Source organism: Paracoccus sp. MC1854 (assembly GCF_014164635.1).
In the GTDB taxonomy this organism is placed as follows: Bacteria; Pseudomonadota; Alphaproteobacteria; order Rhodobacterales; family Rhodobacteraceae; genus Paracoccus.
Window position 1 is genome coordinate 42,335 of the sequence record NZ_JACJFU010000007.1, and the last position, 23,205, is coordinate 65,539.

Here is a 23,205-nt window from a genome sequence, read left to right on the forward strand (position 1 = left end):
GCGTCGGGGCGTTTCCTGTGGCAAGAGCAAACCGGCGGCTCGGCCGCGGATCACCGGGCACAAGCGACTTGCACGCGGTCCCCCGAACGAGGGGCGCCCCCTAGTCCCTCCAGTATGGAAGGTCGATGCGGCAGAAGCTTCCGACGGACATTCCGACCGAGATCGAGCCGTCGCGCGGCCCCGAACCGAACTGGGACAGCCCTGCGCCCTCGGCCTTCTTCGCAGGATCGAGCGTGAAGACGATGCCCTCTCCGGCTAGGCGCGGCTTGGGGGTCGCTCTCCAGATCCGGGCCTTGCCCGGTTGTCCCAGAACGCGCCGTGCAAAATCGCCTGCGGCGCACCAGTAATCGGTGTCGTCCCGTCGCACCTCGTGGGCAACCGCGATCTCGGCGGGGCCGACCTGCGTGGCCCTCATGCCATTCTGGGCCGTGAAGGCGGCTGCCGACATCGGCAGCATGAGCGGAACAAGGAATATCAGTCGCATCGCTGACTCCTGTGGGCAGAGGCATTTCTGATCCTCCATCCTCGAAAGTGGGGCAGGGGAACCTCCGGGGCAAGCACCTGTGGTTGGGGGACGGGTGCGGCGCAAGCAACGCCTTTCCGGTCTTTCAGGCAGCCAAGGGCCATCCCGATGCGGCATCGCTTCCCGCCAAGCCGCCGGCCGCGGCCGTGCTGTCCCGCATCCGCCGTCCGGCCCGGCAGGCGCGCGAGGCGCCCATCCGGCTTCGGTCGGGCTTGCGGGATGCGGCGGGGGGCAATACCCACCGGCGTCATTCCATGATGAGGCATCCCGTGCCCCCAGCCGCCTTCCCGACCCATTCCCGCCTGCGCGCCCTCGGCCCCACCGCCGCCGCCGTCCCGGCAAGGGAGGCGCTGCGGGCGGGCCTCGGCGCAACCCTCGGGCTGGCTGTGACGGCCGCCTGCGCGCTGGCTTTCTCGCCCGACCTGTGGCTGGGGATCTACCTGATCGCGCCCTTCGGGGCCTCCTCGGTGCTGCTGTTCGCGGCGCCGAACAGCCCACTGGCGCAGCCTTGGCCCGCCATCGTCGGCAACACCGTCGCGGCGCTGACGGCGATCCTCGTCTGCCGCTTCGTGTCCGACCCGCGGCTGTGCATCCCGCTGGCGGTGGGGCTGGCGATCGTGGTCATGGCGCTGTGCCGCGCGACCCATCCGCCGGGCGGGGCGGTCGCCATGACGGTGGCGCTGGGGGCCGAGCGGATCGCGCCGCTGGGGCTGGGCTTTGCGCTGCTGCCCGTGGCCACGGGAACGGCGATCCTTGTCGTGGTCGCGGCCCTTTACGCCCGTGCCACCGGGCGCCGCTATCCCCTGCGCCAGTTCCATGAACCCAACCCGAACGGCACCGCCGATCCCCCCGCCATCGAGCGGCTTGGCCTGACCGAAGACGAACTTTCCCACATCCTCGTTCGCTATCGCCAGTCGCTGAACCTGGGCGTCGAGGACCTGGCCCGGCTGGTCGCCGCTGCCGAGATCCAGGCCGCGTCCCACCGCACCGACGTGCAGACCGCCGCCGACATCATGTCGCGCGACCTGGTGACGGTCGGCCCCCGCGCCCCCCTGCGCGAGGTGGCGGAACTGTTCACGCGGCACGGCTTCACTTCGCTGCCGGTGGTGGAAGGGGATGGCCGCTTCCTCGGCATCATCTTCCAGTTGCACCTGATCGCCAGCGACTGGGCGCTTGCGGACAGCGGGTTCAGGAAGCTGCTGCCGCGGCGCGGCGCCACCGGTTGCGCCGCCGACGTGATGCAGGTGGCGCCGCCCTCGGCCGCGCCGGATTCGCCCATCGCCGCGCTGCTGCCGCATCTGGCCACCCACCGGACCGACGCCGTGCCGATCCTCGATGGAAACGAAATCGTCGGCATCGTCACCCAGACCGACCTGATCGCGGCGCTGGCCCGGCAAAGCCTGCGTGCCGAACAAGCCCCGGCCTGATCAGGACCCCATCGCGACCGAGACCGGGATGCCTCGCGGCAGCGAAATGCCGACCATCGAGCGGCGCTTCGCCTTCTCGATCACGGGCGCGGGGTCCGACCCGTCCGCCATGCTGCAGCGCACGGTCATGTCGGCACGGGTGGCGATAAGGGGATCGCCGTCAAGAACCAGCGCCACCTCGACCGAGATCGAGCCGATTCCGGCCCCACGCCGATGGGCGACATGGCGAAGGTCGTTGCAGAAGCAGCCCCCGATCGCCAGCTCCAGCAGTTGCGCGCCGTTGAAGCCAAGGCCGAGGCCCCTGGGCCTTCCCCTCGGGCCGGTCCACCACAAGCGTATGGCTGCCGGCCCAGCCAAGCGCGGCCTCGGTCCCCGCGACATTCGCCAGACTGACCGTGACGGTGGGCATCCAAGCCTCTCGCGCCTGACCCTGCGACCCTGAGGCTAGCACGACGCAGGGGCGCTGTCTGCCGTGCATCCGGCGCAACGAAAAACCCCCGCGGCATGGCCACGGGGGTTCCTTGAACCATCCGGTTCGCTGCGCCTGACAGCGCGCCGTCGCAAAGCCCTTACAGCGCGCCTTCGCGCAGGGCCTTTTTACGGGCCAGCTTGCGGGCGCGGCGGACGGCCTCGGCCTTTTCACGGGCCTTTTTCACCGACGGCTTCTCGAAATGCTGCTTCAGCTTCATTTCACGGAAGACCCCTTCGCGCTGAAGTTTCTTCTTCAGGGCACGAAGCGCCTGTTCGACGTTGTTGTCGCGAACGCTCACCTGCATGTGGTTGTCACCACCTTCCTAGGTTAGAGTTGATCTTGATTGCAGGACGCAGCCCCTTAGCGCAGCCTGCCCGCGATGTCCACCCTGACGGAGGTTTTTCCGATGCAACACGACCGCGACCGGCTGCTGGAGGCCGCGCTGACGCATGTGCCCTTTGACGGGATGAACGACCGCGCCCTGCTGGCAGGCGCCCGCGACCTGGGGATGTCGCCCGAACTGGCGCGCGTCCATTTCCCGCAAGGCGGCGCGGGGCTGGCCGCCGCCTATCACCGCAAGGGCGACGCGGAACTGGCGCGGCTGCTGGCGGCCTCGCCGTCGGTGGGGCGCTTCCGCGACCGCGTGGCCGACGCGATCTGGCGGCGGCTGCAGCTTTCGGACCCCGAACTGGTGCGCGCGGGCGCGACGGTGATGGCGCTGCCGCAGAACGCGGGCCTCGGGGCGCGGCTGATGTGGGAAACGGCGGACAGGATCTGGACGGCGCTGGGGGACAGGTCCGAGGACGTGAGCTGGTGGACCAAGCGGGCGACACTGGCCTCGGTCTGGGGGGCGGTGGTGCTGTATTGGCTGGGCGACCATTCGGACGGGCGGGCGGACACCCGCGCCTTCATCGACCGCCGCATCGGCGACGTGATGCAGATCGAGAAAATGAAGGCGAGCCTTCGCAAGCTGCCCGGCGTCGGCGCACTGACCGACCTGAGCACCGGCTGGATCAGGAAGCCCCGCCCCCGGCCCGCGCCCGGCCACGGGGGGCAGGCATGATGACGGTGCCGCACGAGATGCAGGTCGTCGAGATCACCCGCCCCGGCGAGGCCGATGTGCTGCAACCCGCCCGCCGCCCCGTGCCCGCCCCCGGCGCGGGCCAGATCCTGATCCGGGTGGCCTATGCCGGTGTGAACCGCCCCGACGTGCTGCAGCGGCAGGGGAATTATGCGCCCCCGCCCGGTGCCTCGGACCTGCCGGGGCTGGAATGCGCGGGCCATGTCGCGGCGGTGGGCGCGGGCGTGACCCGCTGGCAGGTGGGAGACGCCGTCTGTGCCCTGCTGCCGGGCGGGGGCTACGCGGAATACGCCCTGACGCCCGCCGAGCACGCCCTGCCGGTCCCCGAGGGCCTGAGCCTCGCCGAAGCCGCCTGCCTGCCCGAAACCTGCTTCACCGTCTGGTCGAACGTGGTCACGCGTGGGGGCCTGCAGGCGGGCGAGCGGTTCCTCGTCCACGGAGGCTCCTCGGGCATCGGCACCACCGCGATCCAGATCGCCGGCGCCCTCGGCGCGCGGGTCTGGGCGACGGCCGGAACGGATGAGAAATGCGCCGCCTGCGCGCGTCTGGGTGCCCATGCGATCAACTACCGCGAGCAGGATTTCGTCGAGGCGCTGCGCGCCGAGGGCGGCGCCGACCTGATCCTCGACATGGTGGGGGGCGACTATGTCGCGCGCAACATCAAGGCGATGGCGGACGATGGGCGGCTGGTCTTCATCGCCTTTCTCGGCGGATCCAAGATCACGCTGAACCTTGCCCCGGTGATGATGCGGCGGCTGACCATCACGGGGTCCACCCTGCGTCCGCAGTCCGACCTGGCAAAGGCGCGGATCGCCGAGGAACTGCGCGCCCATGTCTGGCCGATGGTCGCGGCGGGCAAGCTGCGCCCGGTGATGGAGGCCGAGTTCCCGCTGGATCAAGCCGCCGCCGCCCATGCCCACATGGAAGCGGGGGATCACATCGGGAAGATCGTGCTGCGGGTTGGGGAATGAGTTCCCTTCCTTCATCGCCCCTTCGTTACCTGCAACGATGCCCCTGCGTCCCTGCCGGAGCCTCCGGAGGGGATATTTGACGCCGAAAGACGCATGGGAAAAGCGCACACACCCCTCGCCGGCGCTCGTCCGCGAGGGATGTGGCGTCTCTCGGCGCGGTCATCGGCGTCCCCGCCTGTACCGCTCGACCTGTGTTGCAGGGAAAAGTTGAGAAAGAGTTAGCATACGTCTTTCGGCTGGAAATATCCTCCGGGGGTGAATGGGGCTTTTCCCCATTCAGGGGGTGGAAAACCCCCTTGCAACGCCTCAACCCGGCGCTTCTACCAGCATCCGCGAACGGCAGTCCCGCCGGACATCCGGGGCGCAGTCGCGCGGTTGCAAGTCCCGGGTCAGGCAGATGCGAACCTCGTCCAGCCTTCCATCGTCGCAAGTCACGGTGATGCCGTCGCGCGTCAGTTCGGGGTTCACGTCGATGAAGGCATTCTCGATCGCCCGAGCTTCAAGCCGGACATCGCGGGGCAGCATCCGCAGCACTGGCGGGATCTCGACCCCTTGGGCAGTCTGGCGGGTTGCCTGGTAGTAGTCCGGTCCCGACAGCCCCGAACAGCGGCCGTGCTTCTGCCACTGGTACCAAGCCATGTCGGCCGATGGCATCACGTCCACCATCGCCCGGCTTTCCCGGCGCGAGGGGTCGCGTTCATCCGTCTCGCACCAGTCCGGCCAGCCGCGTTCATATTGCGGCCAGAGGCCGTGGACGACGAAGCCCGTGCGCCGCTCCGGCTCGCATTGCGGCTCGTTGCGGCCCGCGCCTTCCGTCGCGCACCAACTGGGCGACCAACTGAGCGCCAAGACGTAGTAGTCGAACTCTCCCGCCACGTCCTGTGCGGCCAGCGGCAGGGGAATCAGTAGGCCGGCAAGGACAAGGCGTTTCATGCGTCCGAAGCTAGGGCCCGCGCGTTCAACGAAAAAGGGGGTTCAAACGCCGGGGGCGCGGGCGTATATGGAACGGCAATTCCCCCCGAAATTGTGGACTGGCCCTGCGGCCGACCCGGTTTCCCGGCCGGGAGAGATATTGCGAAGGAGCAACCCATGAACAAGCCGCTGATGGCCAAGGCGACCGCCGTCTGGCTGGTCGACAACACCACGCTCAGCTTCAAGCAGATCGCGGATTTCTGCGGGATGCACGAGCTTGAGGTGCAGGGGATCGCCGATGGCGACGTGGCGGCGGGGGTCAAGGGCTTCGATCCCGTCGGCTCGAACCAGCTCGACCCGGCCGAGATCGAGAAGGGCCAGAAGGACCCGGCCTACAGGCTGAAGCTGAAGCACAACCCCGCCGCCGAGGGCGAGGAGCTGCGCCGCGGCCCGCGCTATACGCCCTTGTCGAAGCGTCAGGACCGGCCCGCGGCGATTCTCTGGCTGGTCAAGTTCCACCCGGAACTGGCTGACGCGCAGATCGCCAAGCTGGTGGGGACGACCAAGCCCACCATCGCCTCGATCCGCGACCGGACCCATTGGAACATGCAGAACATCACCCCGATCGACCCGGTGGCGCTGGGCCTTTGCCGCCAGTCGGAACTGGACGCGGCGGTGCAGAAGGCCGCGAAATCCAAGCCCGAGGTCATGTCGGACGACGAGCGCCGCAAGCTCGTGTCCACCGAATCGAGCCTGTCGATGCCGGAAGAGCCGCGCCTGCCGTCGTCCATCGCGGGCCTGGAAAACTTCTCGCTGACCCGCGAGGAGGAGAAGCCCGAGGCTGATCTGGACGCCGCGAGCTTCTTCAACCTGCCGGAAGGCGACAACGAGGAAGAAGGCGAGGACCGCTGAGACGCCTTACGCCTGACGCGTCAGCGCGACCAGCTCATAGACCAGATCCAGCGCCTCGCGCGGGCTGAGCGTGTCGGGCTGGACCGCCTGCAGCCGCTTTTCGGCGGCTGAGTCCTTCTTCTGCGCCGGTGCAGGCGCAGGTGCCGCCCGGAACAGCGGCAGGTCGTCGATCAACGCGGCCGGGCGCGCGGCGCCGTCCCGCGCACCGGCTTCCAGCGCGTCAAGGATTTCCCGCGCGCGTTCCACCACTTCGGGGGGAAGCCCTGCCAGCCGGGCCACCTGCACACCATAGCTGCGGTCGGCGGCGCCCTTGCGGACCTCATGCAGGAAGATCACGTCACCGTTCCACTCGCGTACCGCGACGGTGGCGTTCTCGACCCCCTCCAGCTTGGCGGCAAGCTGGGTCATCTCGTGGTAATGGGTGGCGAACAGCGCCCGGCAGCGGTTCCCGCTATGCAGATGCTCCAGCACCGCCCAGGCGATGGAGAGGCCGTCCCAAGTCGCGGTGCCGCGTCCGATCTCGTCCAGAATCACCAGCGCAGCCGGATCGGCCTGGTTGAGGATCGCGGCGGTTTCCACCATTTCCACCATGAAGGTGGAGCGCCCGCGCGCGAGGTCGTCCGCCGCACCGACGCGGCTGAAAAGCTGCGACACCAGCCCGACATGGGCGCGGGCTGCGGGCACGAAGGCCCCGGCCTGCGCCAGCACCGCGATCAGCGCATTCTGCCGCAGGAAGGTCGATTTCCCCGCCATGTTCGGCCCGGTCAGCAGCCAGATCGCCGGGGTCGTCCCTTCGGTCAGGGCGCAGCCGTTGGCAACGAAGGGCTCTCCCTTCCGCTTCAGCGCGCGTTCCACGACGGGGTGGCGGCCGCCCTCGATTACGAAGGCGCGGCTGTCGTCCACGACAGGCCGGGCCCAGCCCTCGCCGGTCGCAAGGTCTGCGAAACCGGCGGCCACGTCGATCTCGGCCAGCGCCCGCGCAGCCTGCCCGATGCGGGCCGACTCGTCCAGCACGGCCCGCACCAGCCGGTCGAAGACCGCGCGTTCCAGTTCCAGCGCCCGGTCGCGGGCGTTCAGGATGCGGGTTTCCAGTTCCGAAAGCGTAACGGTGGTGAAGCGGATCTGATTCGCCGTCGTCTGGCGGTGGATGAAGCGCTCGTTCAGAGGCGGGGCGAGCATCCGCTCGGCATGGGTGGTCGTCGTTTCGATGAAATAGCCCAACACGTTGTTGTGCTTGATCTTCAGGCTGGCGACGCCGGTTTCCGCGATGTAGTCGCCCTGCATCCGGGCGATGACGCCCCGGCCTTCGTCCCGCAGCGCCCGCGTGTCGTCCAGTTCGGCGTCATAGCCTGCTGCCACGAAGCCGCCGTCGCGGGAAAGCAGCGGGGGTTCCGCCACCAGCGCCTCGTCCAGCAGATCGATCAGCGCGTCGTGCCCGACCAGGTTGCCTGCCGCCTCGGCCAGCAGCGGGTCGCCGCCGCCAATCAGCGCCGCGATCCGCACCGCCGCCGTCAGCCCGTTCCGCACGGCGGCAAGATCGCGCGGCCCGCCGCGTTCCAGCGAAAGCCGCGAGAGCGCCCGGTCCATGTCGGGCACCCGCGCCAGGGCGTCGCGCAGGTCGGCAGTCAGTCGCGCGTCCTCGACCAGCGCCGCCACCCCCGCCTGCCGCCTGTGGATCAGCGGCAGGTCGCGGCTCGGCGCGGAAATGCGACGTTCCAGCAGCCGCCCGCCCGGCGCTGTCACCGTCCGGTCGATGGCGGCGAGCAGCGAGCCCTCGCGCCCGCCCGACAGCGCCTGCGTCAGTTCCAAGTTGCGCCGGGTGGCCGCGTCGATCTGCATGGTGCCATGGCCGCTTTCCCGCACGGGGGGCGACAGCCGCGGCATCCGCCCGCGCTGGGTCAGCATCAGGTAATCCGCGATGGCGCCCATCGCCGACAGTTCGGCTCGGGTGAACTGGCCGAAGCCGTCCAGCGTCTCGATGCCGTAAAGCTCGCAAAGGCGGCGGACGGCGGCGGTGGAATCGAAGCTGGCCGCGGAAAGTTCGGTCAGCGCGGCGCCGGCCTCATGGGCCACGTCGTCCAGCTTTGATCCGTCCAGCGCCAGCAACTCGCGCGGGGCGTGGCGGGCGAGTTCCGGGCCAAGGCGGACCTGCGGGCAGGGGGCGACCCGCAAGGCGCCCGTGGAAATGTCCACCCAGGCCAGTGCGCAGTCGTCCCGCACCGTGGCGAAGGCGGCGAGGAAGTTGTGCCGCCGCGCCTCCAGCAGCGATTCCTCGGTCAGCGTGCCGGGCGTCACCAGCCGCACCACGTCGCGGGCGACGACCGATTTCGAGCCGCGCTTCCTGGCCTCGGCGGGGTCTTCCATCTGCTCGGCGATGGCCACGCGGAACCCCTTGCGGATCAGGGTCAAAAGGTAGCTTTCGGCGGCATGGACCGGAACGCCGCACATGGGGATCGGCTCGCCCAGGTGGGTGCCGCGCTTGGTCAGGGCGATGTCCAAGGCGCTCGCGGCGGCCACCGCGTCCTCGAAGAACATCTCGTAGAAATCGCCCATCCGGTAGAACAGCAGCGCCCCCGGGTTGGCCTCGCGGATCGCGAGATACTGGGCCATCATCGGGGTCGGCTGATCGGTCATGGTCGGGCCTCGGGTCGGAACCCTGCCGTTCTAGTGGGGCCCGCGCGGCTTTGGAACCGGCCGGATTCCATTGGACATGGACCGGACCCGCTGGCAGCGTCATGTAAACGGGAAAGGGAGGGTCCCATGAGACTGATCGCCGCCACCCTGATGCTGGCCGCAGGCCCGGCCTTGGCCGACTGCCCGCCCCCGGCGCAGATGCAGGAGGCCGCCCGCGCCTGGGCTGCGGGCGAGCGCCTGCCCGACCCCGGCGTCACCACCGTCGAGGATGCCGCCTGCGCCTATGCCCCCTTCCGCGAAGCGCTTGAGGCCGAGATGGGCGCGCCCGTCGGCTGGAAGGTCGGCTTCACCTCGAAGCCCGCGCAGGAACGCTTCGGCGTCACCGCCCCGGTCGCGGGCGCGCTGTTCGCGCCGATGATCTTGCAGGACGGGGCCGAGGTCTCGCTGGCGGGCAGCCGCTCGCCCTTCTACGAGGCCGACCTGATCGTGACCGTCGCCGACGCCGCGATCAATCAGGCGACCACGCGGGAACAGGTCGCAGCCAGCCTGTCCGACGTGCGCCCCTTCATCGAACTGCCCGACATGGCTCTGGCCGAGGGGGTGAAGCCCACGGGGCCGATCATGGCCTCTTACGGCGTGATCCCGTGGCGCGGGGTCATCGGGCAGGGCGTGGCGTTGGCCGACCTGGCGGACCCGGTGGCGGACCTCGCCGCGCTGACGGTCGAGCTGAAGGCCGAGGGCGCCGAGCCGGTCACCGGCACGGGCGAGATGCTGCTGGGCCATCCTCTGGACGTAGTGCTGTGGCTGATCGGCCATGGCGGCGTGACGTTGGAACCGGGCCAGATGATCTCGCTCGGCTCGCTCAGCCCGCTGGTCGAGGCAACGCCGGGACTGACAGTGACGGCCGATTACCAGATCGGCGGTAAGCCGATGCGCGTGGCTGCGACGCTGACGCCATAGCTGTTGAACCGGCAAACGGGCGGCGCTAGCGTCGCCGGGCAGGGACGGTCCTGCCCCTATGGAACCGCATCCGGGACGGCCCGGCGTGAAAGCGAGGTCGTCTGATGGCATGGGCGCAACTGTTCGTGGCCGGCATCCTGGAAGTCATCTGGGCCTATGCAATGAAGCAGTCGGACGGCTTCTCGCGGCTTTCCTACACCATCATCACCTTTGCCGGCATGATCGCCAGCTTCTGGCTGCTTGCGCTGGCGATGCGCCTGCTGCCGCTGGGCACCGCCTATGCCGTCTGGACGGGGATCGGGGCGGCCGGGGCCTTTGTCCTTGGCATCGCCCTGCTGGGCGAAAGCGCCTCTCCCGGCCGCCTGATCGCCGCGGCGATGATCGTCGGCGGCATCGTCCTGATGCGGGTCGCGTCCTAAAGCACCCGCTGCAGGAACTCGCGCGTTCTCGGGTCGGTGGGCTCTGTGAATATCCGCTCGGGCGGGCCTTCCTCGACGATGAGGCCGCCGTCCATGAAGACCACGCGGTCGGCGATCTCGCGGGCGAACTGCATCTCATGCGTCACGACGACCATGGTCTGCCCGGCCTCGGCCACGCGGCGCATCAGGGCCAGCACCTCGCCCACCCATTCGGGGTCGAGCGCGCTGGTGGGTTCATCGAGCAGCATCAGGTCCGCGTCCAGCGCCATCGCCCGGGCGATCCCGATCCGCTGCTGCTGGCCGCCCGACAGGTTCGCGGGCCAAGTATCCGCCCGGTCGGCAAGGCCGATGTCCTGCAGGATCGCCATCGCGCGGGCGTCGGCCTCGGCGCGGGCCATGCCCTGCACCACCACCAGCCCCTCGGCGATGTTCTGCCGCGCGGTCTTGTTGGCGAACAGCGCGTAGTTCTGGAACACGAAGGAGGTCCGCCGCCGCATCGCCAGCACCTGGCCGCGCGAGGCTTTCGCGGCATCGACCGACAGATCGCCCACCTGCACCGTGCCCGCCTGCGCCCGTTCGAGGAAGTTCCAGCAGCGCAGCAGCGTGGATTTGCCCGTCCCGGAGGGACCGATCACCGCCACGCATTCCCCGGGCTCGACGCAGAGGTCGATGCCGCGCAGCACGACGTTCTCGCCGAAGCGCTTGGTCAGGCCGGTCAGGCTCGCCCCGCAGCGCCCGCTCATGCCGCGCGCCTCCGGGCGTTGCGGCGTTCGAGCCAGCCCTGCACCCGTGCCAGCGCCTCGACCATGATCCAGTAGAGGCAGGCGACCACGAGGAAGGATTCCAGATAGCGGAAGCTGCCCGCCGCCTCTTTCTGTGCCGCGCCCATCATCTCGGTCACGCCGAGGGTGAAGGCCAGCGAGGTCGATTTCAGGATGTCCACGAAATAGTTGACCATTGTGGGGGCAAAGACGCGGGCGGCCTGCGGCAGGATGATCCGCCGCATGGTCTGCCCTTCGGTCATGCCCACCGCACGCGCCGCTTCCCACTGGTCGCGGGGCACGCCGGTGATCGCGCCGCGCAGCGATTCCGCCATGTAGGCCGCGAAATGCAGCGTCAGGCCAAGGATCGCGGCCGTCACCCCGTCGATGCGGATGAAAGCCGGGATCGCCTGCGGCAGCCCGTAGTAGAACAGGAACAACTGCACCAGCAGCGGCGTGCCGCGGAAGAAGCTGATGAACACCCCCGACACCTGGTGCAGGACCGGCACCCGCAGGACGCGGATCACGGCCATGATCGCCGCCAGCACCAGCGCGCCCGCCATCGAGGCCACCGCCATGCCGATGGTCAGCGGCACATAGCGCAGGATGACCGGGATCAGCCCCGCCATGTAGTCGAGGTTCAGCACCCTCGGCTACTCGGCCGCAGGCTTGGTGATGTCGGTGCCGAACCACTTGTCGCTGATCGCCGTCAGCGTCCCGTCCTCGGACATGGCGGCCAGCGCGGCGTCCACGCGGTCGCGCATGGCGACCCCGGCCTCGTCGTTGCGGAAGGGCAGGGCATTCCTGATCTCGCTGAAGGGCGCCCCCGCGAGTTGCAGCGGCAGGCCGCTTTCCTTGATCTTCTGCGCGGAACTGACCCGGTCCATCACGAAGGCGTCCACCCGGCCCAGCGCCACGTCCTGTTCGAGGTTGCCGTCATAGGTGCGGATGTCGATCTGGCCGGCGTTCGGCATCTCGCGCAGCAGCTGCTCGAAGTTCGACCCCAGGCTGACCGCCACCGACTTGCCGGCAAGGCTTTCCGGGCCGGTGATCTCCTCGTTCCCTTCCCGCGTGACCACCTGCGCGCCGTCATAAACATAGGGACGCGAGAAGACGAAGCGCGCCTCGCGCTCGGGGGTGATGGTGATCTGGTTGGCGACGGTATCCACCCGGCCCGATTCCAAGGCCCCGATCAGGCCGGAAAAGGCCATGGTGACGAACTCGACCTGATCGCCGGTCCGTTCGCCCACGGCGTTCATCACATCGACCTCGAAGCCCTGCAACTGGCCCCCTTGGGTGAAGGTGAAGGGGAAGTAGCCGCCCGACATGCCCACCCGGATCGTCTCGGCCGCAGCAGCGCCGGACATCAGGGCAAGGGCGAGGGCGGCGGACAACATCCTGTTCATGGGGAAAGCCTTTCTGCTGGCAGGGCCTCTGGCAACGACGCCGCGACCGCCCGCGTTCCACTGACGCGTTGCGCCGACTGTGCCTTGTCGGCCATTCTGGAGCAACAGGAATGGGGGAGAGAGGGATCATGACCGACAGCAACCAGCCGCACCGCTCGCGGATCACGCCGGAAGAGGCGCTGGCCTATCACCTGGAACCCTGTCCGGGAAAGCTGGAAATCGTGCCCTCGACGCCGATGGCGACCCAGCGCGACCTGAGCCTCGCCTATTCCCCCGGCGTGGCCGTCCCGGTCGAGGCGATCGCGGCGCATCCCGAGACCGCCTATGACTACACCACCAAGGGCAACCTCGTGGCGGTGATCTCGAACGGCACCGCGATCCTTGGGCTGGGGAACCTGGGCGCGCTGGCCTCGAAGCCGGTGATGGAAGGCAAGGCGGTGCTGTTCAAGCGCTTCGCCGACGTGAACGCCATCGACATCGAGCTGGACACCGAGGACCCCGAGGAGATCATCCGCGCGGTCAGCCTGATGGGACCGTCCTTCGGCGGCATCAACCTGGAGGACATCAAGGCCCCCGAATGCTTCATCATCGAAAGCCGCCTGAAGGAGATGATGGACATCCCCGTCTTCCACGACGACCAGCACGGGACGGCGGTGATCTGCGCGGCAGGGCTGCTGAACGCGCTGGAACTGTCGGGCAAGCGCATCGAGGACGTGAAGATCGTGCTGAACGGCGCGGGCGCGGCGGGGATCGCCTGCCTCGAACTGCTGAAAGCCATGGGGGCGCGGCACGAGAACTGCATCATGGCGGACACCAAGGGCGTGATCTACCAAGGCCGCACCGAGGGGATGAACCAGTGGAAATCGGCCCATGCCGTCGCCACCGAGGCGCGGACGCTGGCGGATGCCATGGTCGGCTGCGATGTGTTCCTGGGCGTCTCGGCCAAAGGAGCGGTGACGCAGGAGATGGTCCGGTCCATGGCACCGAACCCGGTCATCTTCGCCATGGCCAACCCCGACCCCGAGATCACGCCCGAGGAAGCCCATGCCGTCCGCCCCGACGCCATCGTGGCCACGGGGCGCTCGGATTACCCGAACCAGGTCAACAACGTCCTTGGTTTCCCCTACCTGTTCCGCGGCGCGCTCGACATCCACGCCCGCGCCATCAACGACGAGATGAAGATCGCCTGCGCCCGCGCGCTGGCGGAACTCGCCCGGCGCGAGGTGCCCGACGAGGTGGCGGTGGCCTACGGCCGCAAGCTCAGCTTCGGGCGCGACTACATCATCCCGACCCCCTTCGATCCCCGGCTGATCCACGTGGTCCCGCCCGCGGTGGCGAAAGCGGGGATGGACACCGGCGCCGCCCGCCGCCCGATCATCGACATGGAGGGCTACGTCCAGACCCTGCGCCAGCGGATGGACCCCACCGCCGCGATCCTGCAGGGCATCCATGCCCGCGCCCGCCACGCGCAGGCGCGAATGATCTTCGCGGAAGGCGACGACCCGCGCGTGCTGCGCGCGGCGGTGGCATGGCAGCGCGGCGGCCTGGGCCGGGCGCTGGTGGTGGGACGAGAGGCCGACGTGGCCGAGAAGCTCGCCGCCGAGGGCATGGCCGACGCCGTGCGCGAGCTTGAGGTTGTCAGCGCCCTCACTTCGCCGCACCTGAATACCTATCACGAGGCGCTCTACAAGCGCCTGCAGCGGCAGGGCGTGGACCGCGACGACGCGCTGAAGCTCGCCCGGCGTGACCGCCATGTCTTCGCCGCGCTGATGCTGGCGCATGGACATGGCGACGCGCTGGTGACGGGGGCCACGCGCAAGGCCTCGCACGTCCTGTCGCAGGTGGGGCAGGTCTTCGACGTGCGGCCGCAGGACGGGGCGGTGGGCATCACCGCCGTGCTGCACAAGGGCCGGATCATCCTGATGGGCGACACGCTGGTCCATGAGTGGCCCGAGGCCGAGGATCTGGCCCTGATCGCCACCCGCGGCGCCCATGTCGCCCGCGTCCTGGGGCTGGAGCCGCGCGTGGCCTTCCTGTCATTCTCCACCTTCGGCCATCCGGTCAGCGAACGCGCGACCAAGATGGCCGAGGCGCCGAAGGTACTGGACCGCCAGGGCGCCGATTTCGAATACGAGGGCGAGATGACCGCCGATGTCGCCCTGAACCCCGAAGCGGCGGCCCGCTATCCCTTCAGCCGTCTGACCGGCCCTGCGAACGTGCTGGTGGTCCCGGCGCGGCATTCGGCCTCGATCAGCATCAAGCTGCTGCAGGAAATGGCCGGGGCCACGGTGATCGGGCCGATCCTGACCGGCGTGCCGAAGCCGATCCAGATCTGCGGCAGCGGCTCGACCGTGAACGACATCCTTAACATGGCCGCGATGGCCGCGGGCCGGCTGGGGCAGGTCGCATGAGCTGGACCGCGCTGCTGGCGCAGGCGCGCACCGGCGCGCGCCTGCGCCATTCGCCGCATCATGGCGAGGTCCACTGGCGGGCCGTGGCGGCGACCGGGCTGGAACTTGCCCGCCGCGACCTTCGCGCCGATCCGGCGATCTGCATGGCCTTTGCGGTGCTGCACGACTGCCGCCGGGTGTCGGAACACCGCGACCCCCGTCATGGCCCCGCCGCGGCCGGGGTGGCGCAGTCCAGCGAGACCTTGCTGGCGCTGCTCGGTTCCGACCGCGCCGCGCTGGTGGCCGAGGCCTGCTTTCACCACGAGGGCGGCAAACCCCGCCGCGACCAGCCGCTGATCGGAGCCTGCTTCGACGCCGACCGCTTCACTTTGGGGCGCGTCGGCATTGAGCCGGAGCCTCGGTATTTCTCAGTGATCCACCACGATCCGGCCTTCGCCGAGATGGTGCGCTTCGCCGAGGATGCCACCGACGACCCGCCGGGATGGGAGGAACTGTTCGCGCGGTTGGGCTGAGACGCCAATCATGGCAATCTTTGCCAAACGAAGGAACGCACCTCGGCCACGATGAACGTCTCGCTGCCCGATCAGATGAAGGACTGGGTCGAGCAACAGTCCGACGCCGGGCGCTGCGCCAACAGCAGCGACTATATCCGCGGCCTGATCCGCCGCGACCAGAGCAAGGCCGGGAAGATCGCCCGGATGCAGGCGCCGGTGGATGAGGGGCTTGCAAGCGGCGTGAGCCCGCGCAGCCTTGAAGCGCGCCGCCTCGCCGGACTTTCCGGCCGCGCATGAGGTTGCATCTCACGCGGGCGGCGGAGGGCGATCTGATCAGGATTTTTTCTCGACGGGATCGACCGCCACGGCCCGACGCAGGCCGGAGGCCTGCCAGCGGCGCCTGCATCACAGCCTTGCCCTGCTGGCCGACCAGCCCGGCATGGGGGCGCTTGCGCCCCGGGTTCCGTCAGCCGATCCGAAGCCTGCCGGTCGGCAGCCACCTTACGCTTTACCCACGGCTTGACGGTGAGGTGCGGGTCGTCCGCATCCGCCACCATCCTGAGGACTGGTTTCCCCGCTGACGGACGTTCAGCCCGCGAACAACTCGCCCCGCGCGACCTGCCGCTGGCGCTCGCGGAACCTTTCGCGGTCGGCCTCGGAATACTCGTCCGCGCAGAGGTGGCAGCGCACCCCTTCCTCGTATTCGGGCCGCGCGGCGTCCTCGGGCGCCAGCGGACGGCGGCAGGCGTGGCACAGCACATGCCCGCCGGGTTCCAGCCCGTGGGTCAGGCTCACGCGCCCGTCGAAGACGAAGCAGGCTCCGTTCCAGAGGCTTTCGCCCTCGGGCACGTCTTCCAGATACTTCAGGATGCCGCCCTGCAGGTGGACGACCTCGGACACGCCCTGCGACACGAGGAAGCTGGTCGATTTCTCGCAGCGGATGCCGCCGGTGCAGAACATCGCCACGCGCTTTCCGGCGAAACGCCTGGCGTTCTCGGCCCACCATCCGGGGAACTCGCGGAAGCTGCGGGTGCCGGGGTCCACTGCGCCACGGAAGCTGCCGATGGCGACCTCGTAATCGTTGCGGGTGTCGATCACGACCGTATCGGGGTCCGAGATGACCGCGTTCCAGTCCGAGGCCCCGACATGGCGGCCCGCACGGGCGGTCGGATCGACCTGCGGCTGGCCCATGGTCACGATCTCGGGCTTCACCCGGACCTTCATGCGGCCGAAGGGCAGTGCCCCGGCCGCGCTTTCCTTCCACGCCATCGCCTCGAAGCCCGGCCATGCGCGGACATGGGCCAGCACGGCGTCGATGCCCGGACGCGGCCCGGCGATGGTGCCGTTGATCCCCTCGCGCGCCAGTATCAGCGTGCCGCGCAGGCCCCGCGCCTGACACAGCGCCATCAGGCCCTCGCGCCGGGCCGAAGGATCGGGAAGCGGGGCAAAGTGATAAAGGGCGGCCACAACGAACATGGGCGCGGCCTAGACCGGCCGCGCCCATGAAGGCAAGCTCATGCGACGGGGATCAGAACTCGATCCCCAGCGCGATGGGGCCGAGGATATAGGCCGCCAGCGTGATCAGCACGACGCTGACCGCGTTCATCAGCGCCCCGCCCCGGACCATCTGCGCCATCGTGACGCGGCCGGTGGCGAAGACGATGGCGTTGGGCGGCGTGCCCACCGGCAGCATGAAGGCCAGGCTCAGCGCCAGCGTCGCCGGGACCAGCAGCAGGAAGGGGTCCACCCCGATGCCCGGCGCCACCACGCCCAGGATCGGCACGATGGTCGCCGCCATGGCGGTGTTCGAGGCGATCTCGGACACCATCACCACGATCGCCGCCAGCGCGACCACCAGCCAGACCGTGGGCAGGCTGCCGAGGCCCGACACCCGTTCCCCGAACCAGGCGTCCAGCCCGGTCGCGGACACCGCCGCGGCAAGGCTCAGGCCGCCGCCGAACAGCAGCAGGACGCCCCAGGGCAGCCCTTCCTCGGCGTCCTTCCATTCCAGCAGCATCTGGGTCCGGCCGCGGCCGGGCAGGATGAACAGCAGGATGCCGGCCGCGATAGCGGTCGCGGTGTCGTCGAAGCCCCCCAGCCAGGGCGCAACGGCCGCGATGGAGGGGATCGAGGCCAGGATGCTCGGCACGATCCAGAAGAAGGCGGCGCCCAGGAAGACCAGCAGCACCATCCGCTCGCCCTGGCTCAGCGGGCCGAGTTCGCGGATCTGTTCCTCGATCAGCCCGCGCCCGCCGGGGATCTCGGGCAGGTCGAAGCGGTACATCACCCGCGTCATCAGGAACCAGCCGATGAAGACGAAGACAAAGGCCAGCGGCACCCCGATCATCATCCAGTTGACGAAGCCGATGGGGCGGCCCAGCGTCTCGGCGGCATAGCCCGCGACGATGGCGTTGGGCGGGCTGCCGATCAGCGTGCCGATGCCGCCGATGGAGGCCGACCAAGCCACCGCCAGCACGATGCAGACGCCGAAATTGGCGATGTCGCGGTCCTTGACCGCATCGCTGATCGTCGCCCCATCGGCCAGCGCCTGGGCATCGGCCCGCCGCCCGCTGCGCTCGATCACCAAGGCCAGCACCGAGGTCGCGATGGGCAGCATCATCAGCGCAGTCGCGGTGTTGGACACCCACATCGACAGGAAGGCGGTGGCGAGCATCATCCCCAGCACCATCCGGCGCGGATGCAGCCCGACCCGCTTCAGCGTCATCAGGGCGATGCGCAGATGCAGGTTCCATTTCTCCATCGCGATGGCCAGCAGGAAGCCGCCGAGGAACAGGAAGATGGTGGAACTGGCATAAGGCGAGGTCGCCTGGCCCACGGTGCGGTCCGTCAGGGCGGGTACCAGCACGATGGGCAGCAGCGAGGTGATCGACAGCGGCAACGCCTCGGTCATCCACCATGTCGCCATCAGCGCCATGATCGCGGCGACGGCGCGGCCATCGGGCGTCAGGTCCTCCTGCGAGCCGAGCAGCGCATAGACCGCAAGCGCCACGATCACCCCCAGCGCCCGCAGGGACCACATCACCCCGGCGGATCGTCCCGAGGGCGCGTCCTCCTCAAGATCCCGCGCGGTTTCCATCCGGCTATGGTCGGTCATGCAACTCCTCCATCGGTTCAGACGATTCGCGGTGCGGTAAGTAGATTTGCAGCCAGATACCAGCGCGCGGCGGCTATGCGGCTGGCGCAATGCTGATCGTTCCGGACTGCCGGATGGCACTTCACGTTGACGCAACCCGGAACGCTTCCTAAGGTTCGCCGTCCTCTTCGGGAAATCACATGCGCGCCCTGATCGTGGTTGATCTTCAAGTCGATTTCTGCCCCGGAGGCGCCCTTGCCGTGGCCGGCGGGGACGAGATCGTGGCCCCTGTCAACGCGCTGATGCAAGGCTTAGACGCCGTCATCCTGACGCAGGACTGGCACCCCGGGAATCATTCCAGCTTCGCCGCCAACCATCCGGGCGCGCAAGCCTTTTCCACCCTGCGGATGCCTTACGGCGACCAGGTGCTGTGGCCGCGCCACTGCGTCATCGGCTCGGACGGCGTGGCGTTCCATCCCGGTCTGGACAGCGCCCGCGCCGATCTGGTGATCCGCAAGGGCTTCCGCCCCGGCATCGACAGCTATTCCGCCTTCTTCGAGAACGACCGGACCACACCCACGGGTCTGGCGGGCTACCTGCGCGAGCGGGGCCTGACGGACCTGCATTTCGCGGGCCTCGCCCATGATTTCTGCGTGGCCTGGTCGGCCATCGACGCGGCGAAGCTGGGCTTCCGGTCCTTCGTGATCGAGGAGGCCACCCGCGCCATCGACCTCGACGGCTCGCTCGACGCGGCGCGCGCGGCCATGCAGGCGGCAGGAGTCACGGTCTCATGATGATCCCCACCATTGACATCGCCACTCGTGTCTACAACCACAAGTGGAAGATCGACCCGATCGTCCGGTCCCTGATCGACACCGACTTCTACAAGCTGCTGATGTGCCAGTCGGTCTTCCGCTACCGGCCGGACGTGTCCGTGACCTTCCGGCTGATCAACCGGTCAAAGGACATCCGCCTCGCTGAACTGATCGACGAGGGCGAGTTGCGCGAGCAGCTTGACCATGTGCGCGGCGTCTCGCTGACGCGGGGGGAATCGACCTGGCTGCGGGGCAACACCTTCTACGGCAAGCGCCAGATGTTCCGTCCCGACTTCATGGAGTTCCTCGAAAACCTGCGCCTGCCCGCCTATCACCTTGAAAAGCGAGACGGCCAGTATGAACTGACCTTCGAGGGCCGCTGGCCCGAGGTGATGCTGTGGGAAATCCCGGCGCTCGCCATCATCATGGAACTGCGGTCCCGCGCGGTGCTGAAGGACATGGGCCGGTTCGAGCTGCAGGTGCTTTACGCCCGCGCCATGACCCGGATCTGGGAAAAGATCGAGGCGCTGCGGGCGCTCGGCCCCGATCTTCGGATCGCCGATTTCGGGACGCGGCGGCGGCATTCCTTCCTGTGGCAGGACTGGTGCGTGCAGGCGATGATCGAGGGCCTGGGCGAGCGTTTCACCGGCACCTCGAACTGCCTGATCGCCCAGCGCCGCGACATCGAGGCGATCGGCACCAATGCCCATGAACTGCCGATGGTCTATGCCGCCCTGGCCGAGACGGACGAGGAACTGCGGCAGGCCCCCTACCGCGTGCTGGCCGACTGGCACGAGGAACATGACGGCAACCTGCGCGTCATCCTGCCCGACACCTACGGCACGCCGGGGTTCCTCGACAGCGCGCCCGACTGGCTGGCGGGCTGGACCGGCATCCGCATCGATTCGGGCGACCCGGTGGCGGTGACGGAATATGCGATCCGATGGTGGAAATCGCGGGGCGAGGACCCGGCGCAGAAGCTGGTGATCTTCTCGGACGGGCTGGACGTAGAGGAGATCGCGGCGCTGTTCCACCGCTTCAACGGGCGCGTGAAGGTCAGCTTCGGCTGGGGGACGTTGCTGACCAACGACTTCCGCGGGCTGGTGCCGGGCGACGGGCTCGCGCCCTTCAGCCTCGTCTGCAAGGCGGCGGCCGCGAACGGGCGGCCCACGGTCAAGCTGTCGGACAACCCCGAAAAGGCGACCGGGCCTGCGGACCTGATCCGCCACTACCGGCAGGTGTTCGGTGCGACCGAGGGGCAGCGGTTCGATCTGGTGGTGTGAGGGGTCGGCGGGACGGTGCGTGCAGAACAACTCCGCGACGCCTGTGCGGCTGAACGGTGCGTGCAAAGCACGCACCCTACGCTTCTGCGGATTTCGCGCCGGTGGATTTTATCATTTCCAAAGAATCATGGACATGGACGTAGGGTGCGTGGTCGCCACGCACCTTCCTCGTCACCCGGTCACACCATCCGCACCGGCCCGCCATATTCCGCCACGCGCCGGTCGGCGGTCAGAAGCTGCATCCCCTCGGTCATCGCCTGCGCGACCAGCATCCGGTCGAAGGGATCGCCATGCACCGGCGGCAGGGTGGGGATGGCAAGGCAATGCCGCCCCTCGACCGGCAGTTCAAGGTAGCCGTTGGCCAGAAGGCCGGGACGGAAGGACGCCGGATCAACGGTGAAATCCGGGCGGCCCTGGGCGAACTTGATCGCGATCTCCCACAGGCTCGCGGTGCTGAAATGCAGCCGGTTCTCGGGATCGCTCATCAGCGTCACCGCCGCCGGAGGCAGCTTCTGGACGGCGACGGCCCCCCAGATCAGCAGATGCGTGTCGATCAGCAGGTTCACGCCCTGGGCTTCCGCTGGTCGGGCGGGACGTAAAGCCCGCTGCCGTCATACTTGCCCTCGAACATCGCCTGGATTTCTTCGGCCATCATGTCGTCGAAGTCGTCCGGCACCTCGAACTGGCCCTGCATGAAGCCCAGGCGCCGCGGTGCCGGCTGTTCCACAAGCGTCACCTTGACCACCGGCTTGCCGGCGCGGGCGATGATGAAGGGCTCGCCCTTTTCCACGCCTTCGACAAGACGCGAAAGATGGGTCTTGGCCTCGTGCATGTTCACGGTCTTCATGGCGGCATCCCTTGGTGGACTAACTCAATCTAGTCCACCAAGGCCTTCCGTTCAATCAACTGCCGGATCGCGCCACCTGTTGACCAGCGGATAGCGCCGGTCGAGCCAGAAGGACCGGGGCGAGACGCGGGGACCGGGGGCGGCCTGATACCGCTTCCACTCGCTGGTATAAAGCAGCCGCTCGACCTGCCGCACCGTCTGGGGGTCATGGCCCGCAGCCACCAGGTCGGCGATCGACTCGTCGCGCTCGACCATCCCGGTGAGGATCGCGTCCAGCACCTCATAGGGCGGCAGGCTGTCCTGGTCGGTCTGGTCCGGGCGCAGTTCGGCCGAGGGCTGCTTGTCGATGATGACCGGCGGGATCACCTCGCCCGCGGGCGCCTGCATCCAGCCGCGGTGGTTCTCGTTCCGCCAGCGGCAAGTCTGGAACACCCGCGTCTTGTAAAGATCCTTCAGCGGATTGTAGCCGCCCGCCATGTCGCCGTAGATCGTGGCATAGCCCACGCCGACCTCGGACTTGTTGCCGGTGGTCAGCAGCATCTCGCCGAACTTGTTGGACACCGCCATCAGCAGCACGCCCCGCAGGCGGGACTGGATGTTCTCCTCGGTCAGGTCGGGCGCGGTGCCCGCCATCACCCCCGACAGCGCCTGCGTCACCGCATCAACCGGCCCGGTGATCGGAATCGTGTCCATGCGGATGCCCAGCCGCCGCGCCAGTTCCTCGGCGTCGTCGAGCGACCCCTGCGAGGAATATTCGGACGGCAGCCGCACTCCGCGCACGTTCTCCGGTCCCAGAGCGTCGGCGGCAATGGCCGCGACCAGCGCCGAATCGATGCCGCCCGACAGGCCCAGCAGCACCTTGCGGAAGCCCGACTTGCGAACGTAATCCCCAAGCCCGAGGCAGATCGCCCGGTAATCCTGTTCCCATTCATCGGGCTGCGGGACCATCTCGCCGCGCTCGGCCCGCCAGCCCTCCGGCGTGCGGGTGAAGTCGACATGGGCCACCGCCTCCTCGAAGGGCGCAAGCTGCACCACCTTGTGCCCGCCGGGGTTCAGCACGAAGCTTGCCCCGTCATAGACCTGATCGTCCTGCCCGCCGACCATGTTCAGGTAGACCAGCGGCAGCCCCGTCTCGACCACGCGGGCGACCATGTGGCCCATCCGCAGGTCCAGCTTGTTCCGGTGATAAGGGCTGCCGTTCGGCACCACGAGGATCTCGGCCCCCGTCTCGGCCAGCGTCTCGGACACGCCCGGCCACCAGGCATCCTCGCAGATGGGGCTGCCGATGCGGACGCCATCGACGGCATAGGGGCCACTGATCGGGCCGGGGTCGAACAGCCGGTATTCGTCGAACAGTTCCTTGTGCGGCAGTTCGTGCTTCAGCACCCGCGCCGTGATCCGCCCGCCCTGCAGCACGACCCATGCGTTGTGCAGCTTGCCCTCGACCCGCCAGGGAACGCCGATGCCAAGCGCGGGGCCGTCGGCGCAGTCTGCGGCCAGCCGCTCCACCACACGCTGGCAGTCGTCCAGGAAGGCGGGCTTCAGCACCAGGTCCTGCGTCTGGTAGCCGGTCAGGAACATCTCGGGCAGCGCGACCATCTGCGCCCCCGCGGCCTTGGCCTGATCCCATGCGGCGCGAGCTTGGGCGGCATTGCCCTCAAGGTCGCCCACCGTGGCGTTCAGTTGCGCGATGGTCAGGCGGAAGCGGTCGGTCATCGCGGTTCTCCGGTCATGTCACGCTGGACGATAGGGCGGCGCCGGGGGAAGGTGAAGATGCCCGCGC

Annotated in this window: 24 protein-coding genes; 11 read left to right on the forward strand and 13 right to left on the reverse strand. The window is 68.7% G+C overall.

Features of this window, described 5'->3' with window-relative positions; genetic code table 11:
* Nucleotides 1–100 precede the first annotated feature (100 nt).
* Entirely contained in the window at nt 101–484 is a 384-nt protein-coding gene (locus H5395_RS07905) for a hypothetical protein (RefSeq protein WP_182792031.1), read from the reverse strand.
* 296 nt (nt 485–780) lie between these two features.
* Between H5395_RS07905 and H5395_RS07910 the strand changes: the two genes are divergently transcribed.
* Nucleotides 781–1,950, forward strand: a complete 1,170-nt coding sequence (locus H5395_RS07910) for an HPP family protein (protein WP_182792149.1) — start codon at nt 781–783, stop codon at nt 1,948–1,950.
* Here H5395_RS07910 and H5395_RS07915 read toward each other — a convergent pair whose 3' ends face one another.
* Together H5395_RS07915 and rpsU are read right to left on the reverse strand one after the other, a co-directional pair.
* Complete coding sequence (locus H5395_RS07915; protein ID WP_220494903.1) at nt 1,951–2,307, reverse strand: OsmC family protein; 357 nt, start codon at nt 2,305–2,307, stop codon at nt 1,951–1,953.
* A 212-nt stretch (nt 2,308–2,519) separates the two neighbouring features.
* Nucleotides 2,520–2,726 carry a 30S ribosomal protein S21 gene (gene rpsU, locus H5395_RS07920; protein WP_182792032.1) on the reverse strand — a complete coding sequence of 69 codons (207 nt, stop codon included), beginning with the start codon at nt 2,724–2,726 and terminating at the stop codon, nt 2,520–2,522.
* 102 nt (nt 2,727–2,828) lie between these two features.
* Here rpsU and H5395_RS07925 point away from each other — a divergent pair, with 102 nt between their 5' ends.
* Both H5395_RS07925 and H5395_RS07930 read left to right on the forward strand, forming a co-directional pair.
* The gene (locus H5395_RS07925) at nt 2,829–3,485 is read left to right on the forward strand and encodes a COQ9 family protein (RefSeq protein WP_182792033.1); all 657 of its coding nucleotides are present in this window, start codon (nt 2,829–2,831) and stop codon (nt 3,483–3,485) included.
* A complete protein-coding gene (locus H5395_RS07930; protein ID WP_182792150.1) occupies nt 3,485–4,474 on the forward strand; it encodes an NAD(P)H-quinone oxidoreductase in 990 nt (329 codons plus the stop codon). The genes H5395_RS07925 and H5395_RS07930 overlap by 1 nt, the downstream gene beginning before the upstream one ends.
* A gap of 306 nt (nt 4,475–4,780) precedes the next feature.
* Here H5395_RS07930 and H5395_RS07935 read toward each other — a convergent pair whose 3' ends face one another.
* Nucleotides 4,781–5,407, reverse strand: a complete 627-nt coding sequence (locus tag H5395_RS07935) for a ribonuclease T2 (RefSeq protein ID WP_182792034.1) — start codon at nt 5,405–5,407, stop codon at nt 4,781–4,783.
* A gap of 156 nt (nt 5,408–5,563) precedes the next feature.
* Between H5395_RS07935 and H5395_RS07940 the strand changes: the two genes are divergently transcribed.
* Entirely contained in the window at nt 5,564–6,298 is a 735-nt protein-coding gene (locus H5395_RS07940; protein WP_182792035.1) for a DUF1013 domain-containing protein, read from the forward strand.
* A gap of 6 nt (nt 6,299–6,304) precedes the next feature.
* Here the strand turns inward: H5395_RS07940 and mutS are convergent, their stop codons facing one another.
* Nucleotides 6,305–8,932, reverse strand: a complete 2,628-nt coding sequence (gene mutS, locus H5395_RS07945) for a DNA mismatch repair protein MutS (RefSeq protein WP_182792036.1) — start codon at nt 8,930–8,932, stop codon at nt 6,305–6,307.
* 126 nt (nt 8,933–9,058) lie between these two features.
* On the opposite strand from mutS, the gene H5395_RS07950 reads away from it, so the two are divergent.
* Complete coding sequence (locus H5395_RS07950; RefSeq protein WP_182792037.1) at nt 9,059–9,892, forward strand: 2-keto-4-pentenoate hydratase; 834 nt, start codon at nt 9,059–9,061, stop codon at nt 9,890–9,892.
* 104 nt (nt 9,893–9,996) lie between these two features.
* On the forward strand, nt 9,997–10,311 hold the full coding sequence (locus H5395_RS07955) for a multidrug efflux SMR transporter (RefSeq protein ID WP_182792038.1): 315 nt from the start codon (nt 9,997–9,999) through the stop codon (nt 10,309–10,311).
* Here H5395_RS07955 and H5395_RS07960 read toward each other — a convergent pair.
* The 3 genes from H5395_RS07960 to H5395_RS07970 are packed head-to-tail and all read right to left on the reverse strand — an operon-like array spanning nt 10,308 to nt 12,478.
* Nucleotides 10,308–11,054 carry an amino acid ABC transporter ATP-binding protein gene (locus H5395_RS07960; protein WP_182792039.1) on the reverse strand — a complete coding sequence of 249 codons (747 nt, stop codon included), beginning with the start codon at nt 11,052–11,054 and terminating at the stop codon, nt 10,308–10,310. The genes H5395_RS07955 and H5395_RS07960 overlap by 4 nt on opposite strands.
* Nucleotides 11,051–11,701, reverse strand: a complete 651-nt coding sequence (locus tag H5395_RS07965; protein WP_182792151.1) for an amino acid ABC transporter permease — start codon at nt 11,699–11,701, stop codon at nt 11,051–11,053. Before H5395_RS07965 ends, H5395_RS07960 begins: the two co-directional genes overlap by 4 nt.
* A 24-nt stretch (nt 11,702–11,725) precedes the next feature.
* Entirely contained in the window at nt 11,726–12,478 is a 753-nt protein-coding gene (locus H5395_RS07970) for an amino acid ABC transporter substrate-binding protein (RefSeq protein WP_182792040.1), read from the reverse strand.
* 128 nt (nt 12,479–12,606) lie between these two features.
* Here H5395_RS07970 and H5395_RS07975 point away from each other — a divergent pair, with 128 nt between their 5' ends.
* Genes H5395_RS07975 through H5395_RS07985 form a run of 3 tightly spaced genes read left to right on the forward strand, consistent with a single transcriptional unit; the run spans nt 12,607 to nt 15,680 of the window.
* Nucleotides 12,607–14,889 carry an NADP-dependent malic enzyme gene (locus H5395_RS07975; protein ID WP_182792041.1) on the forward strand — a complete coding sequence of 761 codons (2,283 nt, stop codon included), beginning with the start codon at nt 12,607–12,609 and terminating at the stop codon, nt 14,887–14,889.
* Nucleotides 14,886–15,401, forward strand: a complete 516-nt coding sequence (locus H5395_RS07980) for a hypothetical protein (RefSeq protein ID WP_182792042.1) — start codon at nt 14,886–14,888, stop codon at nt 15,399–15,401. Before H5395_RS07975 ends, H5395_RS07980 begins: the two co-directional genes overlap by 4 nt.
* Before the next feature lie 51 nt (nt 15,402–15,452).
* Entirely contained in the window at nt 15,453–15,680 is a 228-nt protein-coding gene (locus tag H5395_RS07985; RefSeq protein ID WP_182792043.1) for a type II toxin-antitoxin system ParD family antitoxin, read from the forward strand.
* Nucleotides 15,681–15,971: 291 nt separating this feature from the next.
* On the opposite strand, the gene H5395_RS07995 is transcribed toward H5395_RS07985, so the two are convergent.
* Nucleotides 15,972–16,859, reverse strand: coding sequence for a rhodanese-related sulfurtransferase (locus H5395_RS07995; protein ID WP_182792045.1), 888 nt, complete (start codon nt 16,857–16,859; stop codon nt 15,972–15,974).
* A 52-nt stretch (nt 16,860–16,911) separates the two neighbouring features.
* Nucleotides 16,912–18,498 carry a DASS family sodium-coupled anion symporter gene (locus H5395_RS08000; protein WP_182792046.1) on the reverse strand — a complete coding sequence of 529 codons (1,587 nt, stop codon included), beginning with the start codon at nt 18,496–18,498 and terminating at the stop codon, nt 16,912–16,914.
* A gap of 179 nt (nt 18,499–18,677) precedes the next feature.
* Here H5395_RS08000 and pncA point away from each other — a divergent pair, with 179 nt between their 5' ends.
* Both pncA and pncB read left to right on the forward strand, forming a co-directional pair.
* Nucleotides 18,678–19,271 carry a bifunctional nicotinamidase/pyrazinamidase gene (pncA, locus tag H5395_RS08005; protein ID WP_182792047.1) on the forward strand — a complete coding sequence of 198 codons (594 nt, stop codon included), beginning with the start codon at nt 18,678–18,680 and terminating at the stop codon, nt 19,269–19,271.
* On the forward strand, nt 19,268–20,575 hold the full coding sequence (gene pncB / locus H5395_RS08010; RefSeq protein WP_182792048.1) for a nicotinate phosphoribosyltransferase: 1,308 nt from the start codon (nt 19,268–19,270) through the stop codon (nt 20,573–20,575). Before pncA ends, pncB begins: the two co-directional genes overlap by 4 nt.
* Before the next feature lie 179 nt (nt 20,576–20,754).
* On the opposite strand, the gene H5395_RS08015 is transcribed toward pncB, so the two are convergent.
* From H5395_RS08015 to H5395_RS08025, 3 genes are read right to left on the reverse strand one after another with little or no spacing between them, the layout of a single operon-like run.
* On the reverse strand, nt 20,755–21,141 hold the full coding sequence (locus tag H5395_RS08015; RefSeq protein WP_182792049.1) for a type II toxin-antitoxin system VapC family toxin: 387 nt from the start codon (nt 21,139–21,141) through the stop codon (nt 20,755–20,757).
* A complete protein-coding gene (locus H5395_RS08020) occupies nt 21,138–21,422 on the reverse strand; it encodes a type II toxin-antitoxin system Phd/YefM family antitoxin (protein ID WP_182792050.1) in 285 nt (94 codons plus the stop codon). The genes H5395_RS08015 and H5395_RS08020 overlap by 4 nt, the downstream gene beginning before the upstream one ends.
* 51 nt (nt 21,423–21,473) lie before the next feature.
* Nucleotides 21,474–23,138: an NAD+ synthase gene (locus H5395_RS08025; protein WP_182792051.1), complete on the reverse strand. Its 1,665-nt coding sequence runs from the start codon at nt 23,136–23,138 to the stop codon at nt 21,474–21,476.
* Nucleotides 23,139–23,205 lie beyond the last annotated feature (67 nt).

Bases quoted from the DNA above. Each gene is read 5' to 3' on its own strand.
- H5395_RS08025 (WP_182792051.1), bottom strand. From the start codon at position 23,138: ATGACCGACCGCTTCCGCCTGACCATCGCGCAACTGAACGCCACGGTG.
- H5395_RS07925 (WP_182792033.1), top strand. From the start codon at position 2,829: ATGCAACACGACCGCGACCGGCTGCTGGAGGCCGCGCTGACGCATGTG.
- H5395_RS08000 (WP_182792046.1), bottom strand. From the start codon at position 18,498: ATGACCGACCATAGCCGGATGGAAACCGCGCGGGATCTTGAGGAGGAC.
- H5395_RS07910 (WP_182792149.1), top strand. From the start codon at position 781: ATGAGGCATCCCGTGCCCCCAGCCGCCTTCCCGACCCATTCCCGCCTG.
- pncB (WP_182792048.1), top strand. From the start codon at position 19,268: ATGATGATCCCCACCATTGACATCGCCACTCGTGTCTACAACCACAAG.
- H5395_RS07955 (WP_182792038.1), top strand. From the start codon at position 9,997: ATGGCATGGGCGCAACTGTTCGTGGCCGGCATCCTGGAAGTCATCTGG.
- H5395_RS07935 (WP_182792034.1), bottom strand. From the start codon at position 5,407: ATGAAACGCCTTGTCCTTGCCGGCCTACTGATTCCCCTGCCGCTGGCC.
- H5395_RS07965 (WP_182792151.1), bottom strand. From the start codon at position 11,701: ATGGCGGGGCTGATCCCGGTCATCCTGCGCTATGTGCCGCTGACCATC.
- H5395_RS07960 (WP_182792039.1), bottom strand. From the start codon at position 11,054: ATGAGCGGGCGCTGCGGGGCGAGCCTGACCGGCCTGACCAAGCGCTTC.
- H5395_RS08020 (WP_182792050.1), bottom strand. From the start codon at position 21,422: ATGAAGACCGTGAACATGCACGAGGCCAAGACCCATCTTTCGCGTCTT.
- H5395_RS07950 (WP_182792037.1), top strand. From the start codon at position 9,059: ATGAGACTGATCGCCGCCACCCTGATGCTGGCCGCAGGCCCGGCCTTG.
- H5395_RS07995 (WP_182792045.1), bottom strand. From the start codon at position 16,859: ATGTTCGTTGTGGCCGCCCTTTATCACTTTGCCCCGCTTCCCGATCCT.
- H5395_RS07980 (WP_182792042.1), top strand. From the start codon at position 14,886: ATGAGCTGGACCGCGCTGCTGGCGCAGGCGCGCACCGGCGCGCGCCTG.
- H5395_RS07905 (WP_182792031.1), bottom strand. From the start codon at position 484: ATGCGACTGATATTCCTTGTTCCGCTCATGCTGCCGATGTCGGCAGCC.
- pncA (WP_182792047.1), top strand. From the start codon at position 18,678: ATGCGCGCCCTGATCGTGGTTGATCTTCAAGTCGATTTCTGCCCCGGA.
- H5395_RS07975 (WP_182792041.1), top strand. From the start codon at position 12,607: ATGACCGACAGCAACCAGCCGCACCGCTCGCGGATCACGCCGGAAGAG.
- H5395_RS07930 (WP_182792150.1), top strand. From the start codon at position 3,485: ATGACGGTGCCGCACGAGATGCAGGTCGTCGAGATCACCCGCCCCGGC.
- rpsU (WP_182792032.1), bottom strand. From the start codon at position 2,726: ATGCAGGTGAGCGTTCGCGACAACAACGTCGAACAGGCGCTTCGTGCC.
- H5395_RS07940 (WP_182792035.1), top strand. From the start codon at position 5,564: ATGAACAAGCCGCTGATGGCCAAGGCGACCGCCGTCTGGCTGGTCGAC.
- H5395_RS07970 (WP_182792040.1), bottom strand. From the start codon at position 12,478: ATGAACAGGATGTTGTCCGCCGCCCTCGCCCTTGCCCTGATGTCCGGC.
- H5395_RS07985 (WP_182792043.1), top strand. From the start codon at position 15,453: ATGAACGTCTCGCTGCCCGATCAGATGAAGGACTGGGTCGAGCAACAG.
- mutS (WP_182792036.1), bottom strand. From the start codon at position 8,932: ATGACCGATCAGCCGACCCCGATGATGGCCCAGTATCTCGCGATCCGC.